Origin of the sequence: Winogradskyella pelagia (genome assembly GCF_017581965.1) — a bacterium.
In the GTDB taxonomy this organism is placed as follows: Bacteria; Bacteroidota; Bacteroidia; order Flavobacteriales; family Flavobacteriaceae; genus Winogradskyella; species Winogradskyella pelagia.
Map to the genome: position 1 here is coordinate 1 of NZ_JAGEVF010000024.1, position 3,255 is coordinate 3,255.

The 3,255-nt window shown below is 35.5% G+C and carries 2 protein-coding genes and 1 pseudogene; all 3 read right to left on the minus strand.

Annotated elements, in window-relative coordinates:
- Nucleotides 1–338 (minus strand): annotated as a pseudogene (locus J4050_RS14995) (cation transporter); the annotation flags it as partial.
- 1 nt (nt 339) lies between these two features.
- Nucleotides 340–2,523: a TonB-dependent receptor gene (locus tag J4050_RS15000; RefSeq protein WP_208155432.1), complete on the minus strand. Its 2,184-nt coding sequence runs from the start codon at nt 2,521–2,523 to the stop codon at nt 340–342.
- A gap of 66 nt (nt 2,524–2,589) precedes the next feature.
- A complete protein-coding gene (locus tag J4050_RS15005) occupies nt 2,590–3,000 on the minus strand; it encodes a Fur family transcriptional regulator (protein WP_034647249.1) in 411 nt (136 codons plus the stop codon).
- Nucleotides 3,001–3,255: the final 255 nt, after the last annotated feature.

Consider the following 3,255-nt stretch of genomic DNA (forward strand, 5'->3'; position numbering starts at 1 on the left):
AATCCCATCGATTTTGAGATTAATCCAGTTGTCATTTCGATTATGAAAAAGGCAAAATTTATGGTAAGTACAGACCAAAGTAACTTTTTTTGGTTGGTGTTTTCTACAAAATCTTTTTTGTTGGTTTCTTCGGTCGAAATTTTCTTTCCGCCTAATTTTAATTCGATAATTGACTTTTCAATTTGGTCGTTATGACCATCGTGAAAAACGGTCAATTTTCGGTTGGGAATGTCAAAATCGAGATTTTTGATTTCTTGAATTCCGTCCAATTTCATTCGTATAAGATTTTCCTCGGAAGGACAATCCATTTGATTGATTTTAAATATCGTTTTGTTCATTTTAGTCGTCATCTTCGTTTCCAAAAGGTTTGATTATTACTCCAACGCTAAATATAAAACCGTCTGTTGGTGCATAAATTTCGGGAAATTCTGGATTGTCGTGTGGTGGCAAAACTAAAGGCGAGAACCTGCTTTGTCTTCTGTCCGTAAAGTTTTCAAAATTCACAAACGTTGTTCCCCATTTAAAATTTCGCATTGCCACAAAACCCATTGTTATGAAGTCGGTTGTTTCAGTTCCATTGGACAAAAATTGTTTTCCTGTGTAAAACGTTTCATAACCGATTCGCCATTTTTCAGATTCGTACATCAAAACACTTCCTGCGTTGTGTTTTGCAGTTAGCGGTTTTTGTGGATTTCCAGCCAAATAATTCAATTTTGTGTCAATGAGTGCATAATTCAAGAACCAACGAAAATCTTTATAGGTAAACTTGATGTTTGTTTCAGCACCTTTGCTCAAAATTTCATCTGTTGCATTCTCAAATTGGAAAAATCCATTATCAGTTGAATTTAACAGTAATGCATCATTAATCGCAGTTACATAAAACAGTTGATTAATAGAAAAACCAATTGTTTCAAATAAACGTGTTTGATAGTTGAAGTCAAGATTTACACCGTAAGAACGTTCCGCATTTAGTGAAGATTTATCAATACCAAGTACATTTTCAAAATTGATAAATTCCGCCTCTTCTGTAAAAATATCAGGAATTTTGTAACCTAAACCACCACCAATTCTGCTGGAAAATCCGCTATCGTTTTTGTATAGCAATGAAACTCGTGGAAGCGGGAAAAAGCCAAAATCGGTATTGTAATCTGTTCTGAATCCTGTTTCCAAAATCCAATTATCCGAAATGTCATAAATGTTATTTACAAATGCTCCATAAGTTATATCCGTTTGGTCGCGTTGCAAAGTTGCATTATCATTTTCATCAAAATCAGAAGTATATAGGTTTGCACCAAAAATCCAATCAGTTTTATTGGCTGACTTTTGATAGTTTATTTCCGTGAATGTATTGGTTTGTTTACCGTCAAATGTAAAATCGGGAATGGTCAGTTCTCTGTCGAAGAACGAGATACTATTTTTGATAGTTAATGAACTGACGGAATCTATTTGAGTTTCGTAAACCGCTTGACTGCTCAATCTTTTCGATACGTTTTCTTCGGTATATTGATGGACGCCATTTTCGCCACTTTCAATTTTTGTGATGTCGCCACCAATTCTGTCGTCATACGTTCCGTTTAAGCCAAACCAAAATGTTGTTTTTTCCGATGGATAATAAAAGAACTTTGGGTTGAATGAAATCGAAGTTGTTTTTGGCAAGTTACTAAAGTCATCATCTTCTGGGTCATACGCTTTTTGATAATGACCTGAACCATAAAGTGAAACACCAAATTTTTCATTCCGTTTGCTGTAAAATACATTTGCTGTACTTCCCAGAGCTTGGGTTTGTGTCAACATAATATCCAAAGCAGGTTCTTCGTCTGGTGTTTTGGAAACCATATTTATCAAACCTGCAATCGCTCCACCACCATAAATCGTTGATGAACTTCCTTTTATTATTTCAAATTGTTTTAAGTCCAATGGCGGAATTTGTAAAATACTCAAACCGCTGGAAAAACCGCCATAAAGTGGAAATCCATCTCTCAAAAGTTGTGTATAGCGTCCATCGAGACCTTGAATTCTAATGTTGGTATTTCCGCTACTTAACGAAGTTTGTTGCATCTGTATTCCTGTACTTTCTCGAAGTACCATTGAAATATTGGTTGGGTTCATTACTGCTTTTTCGCTTAATTCCTCCGCTCCGATAAATTCAATTCGAGTTGGAATTTTTCTAACAGTTCGTGTACTTCTTGAAGATTGTATGACTACTTCGTCCAATTCATTTCCTCCAGATTCAAGTTTGAAAGTGAACGTTTTTTTTGTGCCGACTACAATAGTTGTTTCTATGGTTTTGAAACCTACGTATGAAATTTTTATGGTTTGGTTGCCGTTAGGGATTTCCGTAAATGTGGCAATTCCGTCAAAATTTGTTACCGCTCCTTTTTCAAGCTCCTCGAAATAAACTGTTGCTCCAAGTAATGGTTCGTTGGTTTCCGAATCTGTAATGAAAATAGAAATGTCGCTGTTCTGTGCGAAAGAAATAAATGATATAACGAAGAAAAATGAAGTTAAAAATGCTTTTGTCATCTGCTAATTCTGTTTTTAAGAATAGTGCAAATGTAAATTCCTTTTACTGCAACTCGATTGCAAAGATTACTTGTTACAGTTATCGCATAGACCTTTTACGACCATATTTGCTTGTTGTAGTTTGAAGTTTTCGGGAAGTTGAATTTTGGGAATAGGAACATCAAAAAGGCAGAATGTTTTATCGCAGTTTGTGCAATAAAAATGATAGTGCAAATCCTTTGGGTCGCAGTTACAGCCTTTGGCACAAACCGCATATTTGGTCATTCCAGAACCATCTTCAATGCTGTGGATGACTTTGTTTTCTTCAAATGTTTTCAGCGTTCTGAAAATCGAACTTCTGTCCGTATATGCCAATGCGTTTTCAATATCTTTCAACGATTGTGCTTTTTCTTGGCTCAAAAGATGTCGTAAAACCACAGTTCTGACTGCGGTGTTTTTTACTTTTTTTATTTTTAGGATTTCTTCTTCGGTTTGCATTTTCCTAATGTATCATTTTTTTCGAGCGTTGGCGAAAAACAGCTCTTTTATTTTTTTAGCGTTGGCATTTCGCGTTGGCAAAAAAAATAAATGTGCTGTTTGTGCGGTTGGCTTTTTTAGTTCAAATGTTCAATTTTAGCACGATTTTTTGCATTATGCACAACGGTCTCGTATAACCATCAGTTACGGCTTAAAGTTAAACAAACTTTTGGCAGAGACAGATGTTAGCAATTCCGAGTGGATTCGGTCGTAGTC